Origin of the sequence: Winogradskyella luteola, assembly GCF_019203985.1 — a bacterium.
GTDB lineage: Bacteria > Bacteroidota > Bacteroidia > Flavobacteriales > Flavobacteriaceae > Winogradskyella > Winogradskyella luteola.
The window spans coordinates 59,891-66,452 of record NZ_JAGSPD010000016.1; the positions used below are offsets into that span (position 1 = coordinate 59,891).

The window sequence follows — 6,562 nt, forward strand, 5'->3', positions numbered from 1 at the left end:
AAAATATTAATTGTGTTTTTGTATTTTCCGACTTCATTTTAAAAATGATCTATGCCCGATTTAATTCGTTTAATGCCAGATACTAAGCCCAATCGTCTTGCCGTCAAACTCACCTCAAAAGGCGAGCGGGCAGTAGTTAAAGGTCATCCATGGATATTTTCAAAAAGTATTAGCAAAATAAATGAGAATGCCAAAACAGGCGACTTGGTTATTATTTTTAGTAAGAATAAAAATAAGGTTATTGCTATTGGATTATACGATTCAGCATCACCAATACGTATAAAAGTTATCCATAATGCCGAAAGAAAAGTTGAAATTAATTCAGAATTTTTTCACCAAAAGATTGAAATAGCTTTTGAAAAACGTTCAGAATTATTAAAAACAAATACCAATAGTTATCGCTTATTGTTTGGTGAAAATGATGGCTTTCCCGGATTAATTGCCGATATGTATAATACGGTTTTGGTTGTTAAAATATATTCTGAAATTTGGTTTCCTTATTTAAAATCAATTTTAGAAAGTCTCCAACAAATTTCAAAAGCTGATACTATCGTTATACGTTTAAGTCGTAACCTTCAAAATAGTAAAGGTCATAATTTTAAAGATGGAGAGGTTGTTTATGGTAAGTTGGAAAATGAAGTTGTTACGTTTATAGAACACGGAGTTAAGTTTTCGGCCAATGTTATTAAAGGCCACAAAACAGGCTATTTCTTAGATCATAGACATAATCGAAAGCGTGTTGGAGAATTAAGCTGCGGGAAAACGGTTTTAGATGTGTTTTCTTATGCCGGTGGGTTTTCTGTTCATGCCTTAGCTAACGGAGCCACAGAAGTTACGAGTTTGGATATAAGCAAACAGGCCTTGGATTTAGCTAGAGAAAATGCAAAACTGAATACATATTCAGGAATCTATAAAACGATTTCTGGTGATGCGTTTGTAGAAATGAAACGCCTAATAAAACAAGGCAAAAGGTTTGATGTTGTTGTCATTGACCCACCAAGTTTTGCCAAGCAACAATCCGAAGTAGATTTGGCTAAGAAAAAATATGCGCAATTAGCACAATTAGGAGTTCAACTTACAGCTAAAAAAGGTTTACTGGTTTTAGCATCGTGTTCTTCTAGAGTTTTGGCGCAATCGTTTTTTGATCTCAACACAAGAGTACTTAATGCACAATCACGACTCTTTGAAACACTTCTTAAAACAAACCATGATAGTGACCATCCTGTAAGTTTTTTAGAAGGTGCTTATCTAAAATGCGGTTACTATCAATTCTTGGAGTGAAAGTATTATGCGTGCATAATAATATTTGTGTTATATTTGTTTCTCAAACTTTAAGTCTATGATAACCCAATTGACGCAACTTTTAAACATAAAATACCCAATTATACAGGCACCGATGTTCTTAGTGTCTAATGTTGCAATGGTAAAAGAAGCTATGAATTCCGGTATTGCCGGTTGCATACCAGCACTGAATTATAGAACCCTAGAAGATTTAAGAGCGGCTATAAAAGAGTTAAAAGCGAGTAAGGTTGAAGGTGGTTCTTTTGGCTTTAATTTAATAGTCAACAAATCTAACATAAAATATAAAGGACAATTAGAAGTACTTTGTGAAGAAGGTTGCGACTTTATAATTACGTCCTTAGGTAGCCCGGAAGAAACGATTCGTCAAGCACATGCTGTTGGCATTAAAGTCTTCTGCGATGTAACCGATCTAAAGTTTGCCAAAAAGGTTGAAGGTTTAGGAGCCGATGCCGCTATAGCTGTAAATAATGAAGCTGGTGGACATAGAGGAAATTTCTCGCCAGAAGAATTAACCAGTCTGCTGAACAAAGAATTGTCCATCCCTGTGATTTCAGCAGGTGGAGTAGGCTGCCGAGCAGATATTGACAAAATGATAAGTTACGGTGCTGCAGGTGTTTCTGTTGGTAGCCCTTTTATAGCCTCAGTAGAAGCTAGTGTAACTGATGAGTATAAACAAGCCTGTGTAGATTATGGCGCAGATGATATTGTAATGACCGAGCGTATCTCTGGTACACCATGTACAGTAATCAATACGCCTTATGTTCAAAAAATAGGAACTAAAGCGACTTGGATAGAAAATATATTGAATAAAAACCGAAAACTTAAAAAATGGGTGAAGATGGTACGTTTTTCAATTGGTATGAAAGCTACAGAAAAAGCCGCTAAAAAAGCAACATACAAAACGGTTTGGGTAGCTGGCCCTAGTATTGAGCATACTAAAGCGATTTTGCCGGTAAAAGATATTGTTGCTAAGCTTGTAAGCTAAAAAGCGTTCAATTTTTCTTTTTTCTTTTTTTCCTTTCTTTTACCTGTAAAGATATTAAAGGTATAACTTGCGGTTAAGCCACCTGCCATGGTTGCCAATAATTCACTGATATCAAATTTACCGCTAATGATATTACCGTCATAGAATTCTTTAGAGAACCCCGCTAATGAAGAAATACCAAAGCTGTACCAAAATGCCTTTTCTTTATTTTTGGTCTTAGAGTAGACTAAAGCGTATGTTCCGCTAGACAAAGCAGCACCCACGGCAAAATGTAATCCATCGTCTTTTAGAGTGACTTGAGCAGGGCTCACATTAAAAAGCATTATTGCGAATAATGTTAATATAAATTTCATTGAAGATTGAGTTAGTTATTTGAAAAGTATAGCTTTTAAATGGCATAAACTTTCTTTAATCGTTCGGATTTATATTTATCCGATGATATGTTTAATTCGTTTTATATTAATACTTATTGGCTTAGGGTTAAAGATTTTATCAGATAAGTTTTATTTTCGAAGAAAATATTAAACGCATTGAAGAAAGTTGTTCTCATAATACTAGCGCTCACATTAGGGTTTATTGTTTTACTTTATATATCACTTTGGAGTACAGAAGAGGAGTTTGCATCCTGCGAAATCCTAAGTTTTGACGAGGTTGATAGTATTAATTTTCGAAACCATGACTCTGTTTTAGTAGCTGCAAGTACACTTTATACAGCCAATGACGTAAAAAGACTAATGCAGGGACAACAATATAGAAAAGCTTGGGCAACACCTGTTAAAGTACCCATTCTTTTTTTAGATACTCTATTTGGTGGTGTCGAAATTTTAAAAGAGGGTGGAGGTAAACAGACACATTCCTTAAAATTAAAAGCCACCAATGGAATTGTATACACATTAAGAAGTATAAACAAAGATCCTCAACCTTTAATACCAGATTTTGCACGAACCTTAGGGTTAGAAAATATTATAGTTGACGGTATTTCTGCTCAGCATCCTTATGGAGCACTTTTGGCTGCTCAATTGGCAACAAGAGCAGGTGTTTTGCATACAAATCCCAAAGCTGTTTTTTTGCCAGAACAGAATAAATTGGGAAAGTATAATAAGAAATACGGAAACCGCTTATTTTTATTGGAATATGAAACCGAAGGTGAAGTGAACTGGACAGATTTAAAACATATAAAATCACTTTTGGATACAGAGGATCTTCAAGAGCTTAAACTAGAAATAAGGGGTAACTTAAAGATTGACAAAAATGCTTTAATAAGAGCCCGACTATTCGATATTTTAATTGGTGATTGGGACAGGCACACAAAGCAGTGGGGTTGGGCAATTCAGCAAAAGGATAGTTTGTTTACTGCTATACCAATTCCTGGTGATAGAGACAATGCTTTTTTTAACCCCGATGGAATTCTACCTTCTATATTAAGTAATAAAAATGTGATCCCAGAACTAAGACCTTATGAAGATGATATTGATTTTATGGAAGGTTTGGTATATCCTTTTGATCGTTATTTTTTGTTGGATACTCCCGAAGATGTTTTCATTGACCAGGCAAAACAATTGCAAAAGTTGTTGTCAGATGAAGCCATTAAAGCTAGCCTAAAAGTTTGGCCAAAAGCCATTGGGGACTTGGATGGAAAAGACATATCGGATAAAATCAAAAAACGAAGAGAAAAATTAACTCAATACGCTTCTAAATTTAAGCAAATTATTGATGAACAAGGTGTTGTGCTGGAAGCCCTAAAAGGATCTGATGATGTAAATCCAGATACATCTTTCTTTAATTGCTTTGAATGTGATTGAATTTTGGTAATCAATACTATATAGAATTTGTTTAAGAAAAATTTAAAATTAATTTTATGTTGTGTGTCCCCTTTAATATTTTGAGAAACGTCTTAACGGTATAAACTTTTAAATTTTAGAACTTATGAAAAATTTTATGATGATTTTCATCGGGGCAGATTATGCAGATTTAGGATTATCTCCTGAAGAATTACAAAGCAGAATGGGCAAATGGTTTGCCTGGGGACAAAAAATGGAGCAAGCTGGTATTTTAAGAGGAGGTGAGGCATTACATCCTCAAATTCGACGTATTGTTGGTGAAAACAGAACGGTTACCGATTTAACTTCTGCTGAGGTTAAAGAAATAGTTGGAGGTTACTACACAGTAGAGGCCAAAGATTTTGATGCTGTAGAAGAAATAGCAAAAGACTTTCCAGATTATGACTTAGGTGGTACAGTGGAGATACGCGAAATTATGGTTTTCGATAAATAATGGAAAATAAAGACATAGACCATCTATTTCGCCATCATAGTGGAAAGATGGTCGCTGTCTTAACACGCATATTTGGACTAAAACACCTCGATGTTATTGAGGATGCTGTTCAAGATACTTTTATCAAAGCTAGTATTTCTTGGCGAAAAGAAATTCCCGATTACCCCGAAGCATGGCTAACAAAAGCTGCCAAAAATAGAGTAGTAGACATTTTTAGGGCACTCAATACACAAAGAACACATTATGCATCAATCAAGTCAGGAACAGATGCCATTGCCATTAATGAACTTTTCTTAGATTCCGAAATCGAAGATGCGCAATTACGAATGATTTTTACGGCATGCCATCCAAAATTAGACCCAAGAGACCGTATCTCATTCGCTTTAAAAACTGTTTCGGGATTCAGCATAAAGGAAATTTCCGCAGCACTACTCACTAAGCAGGAAACCATTAAGAAAAGATTATTTAGAGCCAGAAAAGCAATTAAGACCTTAGATATTCAATTTCATATCCCTCGAGGAAGGGTATTAAAATCAAGACTTGAAAGCGTTATGGAGGTGTTGTACCTTATTTTTAACGAGGGCTTTCATTCAAATAGTAAAGACCAACTCATTCGAGAGGATTTATGTAGTGAAGCCATGCGATTATGTCAGTTACTACTTAAAAACAAAGCTACAAGAATGCCCGAAGCTTATGCCCTTTTTGCATTGATGTGTTTTCATTCAGCAAGACTGGAAACTAAGATTGGGGCAAACAATGAAATATTGGATTTAAAGCAGCAAGATCGGAATCGTTGGCACTTTCCCTTAATCGAGCTTGGTAATACCATGATGTATAAAGCTGTAGATACCGAAATGTTTTCATGCTACCATTACGAGGCAGCAATAGCCGCAGAACATCTTCGTGCTAAGTCCTTTGAAGATACTGATTGGAATAAAATACTACAATGGTACGAAGTGCTCAATAAATTACAACCTATGCCAATTCATTTGCTGACCATGGCTGTGATTTGTATGCAAATTAAAAACCTAGATAAGGCTGAGAGTTATATCGAGCAAATTACTCCAGAAGATTTAGAACAGCGAATATATTTGTATTATGCAGCAAAGTCCGATCTTTATGCTAAGCAGTATAATATGAAATCTGCCAAGGAATATCTTGATATTGCCATTAAAAAGGTTAACAATAGTTCTGAAAAGGAATATTTACAAAAGAAATACAACCAACTTTGAAGTCATTTTTTAAATTATTGATGACATATTTTTTCTTTCACGATGTAGAGGTAAATTATAAAACCGCTCATTATGAAAACCCTATCCTTTCTTTTAGTTTGTTTATGTATTAATCTTTCATTTGCTCAAGTAGGAATTGGAACCACAAATCCTGATGCTTCATCAATGTTGGATATTCAAAGTACAACCTCTGGTATCTTGATTCCACGTATGACCCAGGCGAATCGGTTGGCAATCGGCTCACCAGCTGAAGGTCTTATGGTATATCAAACAAATTCTCCTGAAGGGTTTTGGTTTTATGATGGTGTAAGTTGGAATCAATTAACTTTTTGGGATACAGGTGAATTTCAAAGTATTGGTGGTATTGTTCAAAATACGACAGATATAAGTAATGATGATTTTGTTTTTGGAAGTACAACTTTATCTGGTTCAGATTCCCGTTTCTTTTTCGATAAAAGTAAATCTGCTTTTAGAGCAGGAATTTCATTTGGAAATGAATGGGATGATGCAAATGTAGGAGATTATTCTGTTGTTTTAGGTGCTGGTACTGCCTCCGGAAACTCTAGTTTTTCCACTGTATTTGGACTTGCCTCGGGTAATGCCGCTGTAGCGTTCCAGGGATCCATATCATCTGGCAACGAGAGCTTTACCGCGGGCAGCGGCACGTCCTCCGAAGGGGATTCCTCCATTGCCATGGGGACTTCGAACACCATCGGTACCGATGGCGACAGTGCCGTGGCCCTGGGGAGCGGTAACGGGATAACGGCAG

At 35.8% G+C, this 6,562-nt stretch carries 7 protein-coding genes; 6 read left to right on the plus strand and 1 reads right to left on the minus strand.

Annotated elements, in window-relative coordinates:
- The first annotated feature begins 51 nt into the window (after positions 1 to 51).
- Both KCG49_RS15100 and KCG49_RS15105 read left to right on the plus strand, forming a co-directional pair.
- The gene (locus tag KCG49_RS15100) at positions 52 to 1,281 is read left to right on the plus strand and encodes a class I SAM-dependent rRNA methyltransferase (protein ID WP_218547687.1); all 1,230 of its coding nucleotides are present in this window, start codon (positions 52 to 54) and stop codon (positions 1,279 to 1,281) included.
- Between the two features lie 58 nt (positions 1,282 to 1,339).
- Positions 1,340 to 2,287, plus strand: coding sequence for an NAD(P)H-dependent flavin oxidoreductase (locus tag KCG49_RS15105; RefSeq protein ID WP_218547688.1), 948 nt, complete (start codon positions 1,340 to 1,342; stop codon positions 2,285 to 2,287).
- Here the strand turns inward: KCG49_RS15105 and KCG49_RS15110 are convergent.
- Positions 2,284 to 2,640 carry a hypothetical protein gene (locus KCG49_RS15110; RefSeq protein ID WP_218547690.1) on the minus strand — a complete coding sequence of 119 codons (357 nt, stop codon included), beginning with the start codon at positions 2,638 to 2,640 and terminating at the stop codon, positions 2,284 to 2,286. The two genes, KCG49_RS15105 and KCG49_RS15110, sit on opposite strands and share 4 nt — an antisense overlap.
- A 177-nt stretch (positions 2,641 to 2,817) precedes the next feature.
- Between KCG49_RS15110 and KCG49_RS15115 the strand changes: the two genes are divergently transcribed.
- The 4 genes from KCG49_RS15115 to KCG49_RS15130 all read left to right on the plus strand — a co-directional run.
- Entirely contained in the window at positions 2,818 to 4,089 is a 1,272-nt protein-coding gene (locus tag KCG49_RS15115) for a hypothetical protein (protein ID WP_218547691.1), read from the plus strand.
- A gap of 124 nt (positions 4,090 to 4,213) precedes the next feature.
- Entirely contained in the window at positions 4,214 to 4,561 is a 348-nt protein-coding gene (locus KCG49_RS15120; protein WP_218547693.1) for a YciI family protein, read from the plus strand.
- Entirely contained in the window at positions 4,561 to 5,793 is a 1,233-nt protein-coding gene (locus tag KCG49_RS15125; RefSeq protein ID WP_218547695.1) for an RNA polymerase sigma factor, read from the plus strand. The genes KCG49_RS15120 and KCG49_RS15125 overlap by 1 nt, the downstream gene beginning before the upstream one ends.
- 165 nt (positions 5,794 to 5,958) lie before the next feature.
- On the plus strand, positions 5,959 to 6,562 hold a 604-nt coding region (locus tag KCG49_RS15130; RefSeq protein WP_501037675.1), incomplete at its 3' end, for a phage tail-like protein.

Bases quoted from the DNA above. Each gene is read 5' to 3' on its own strand.
- KCG49_RS15100 (WP_218547687.1), top strand. From the start codon at position 52: ATGCCCGATTTAATTCGTTTAATGCCAGATACTAAGCCCAATCGTCTT.
- KCG49_RS15105 (WP_218547688.1), top strand. From the start codon at position 1,340: ATGATAACCCAATTGACGCAACTTTTAAACATAAAATACCCAATTATA.
- KCG49_RS15110 (WP_218547690.1), bottom strand. From the start codon at position 2,640: ATGAAATTTATATTAACATTATTCGCAATAATGCTTTTTAATGTGAGC.
- KCG49_RS15120 (WP_218547693.1), top strand. From the start codon at position 4,214: ATGAAAAATTTTATGATGATTTTCATCGGGGCAGATTATGCAGATTTA.
- KCG49_RS15125 (WP_218547695.1), top strand. From the start codon at position 4,561: ATGGAAAATAAAGACATAGACCATCTATTTCGCCATCATAGTGGAAAG.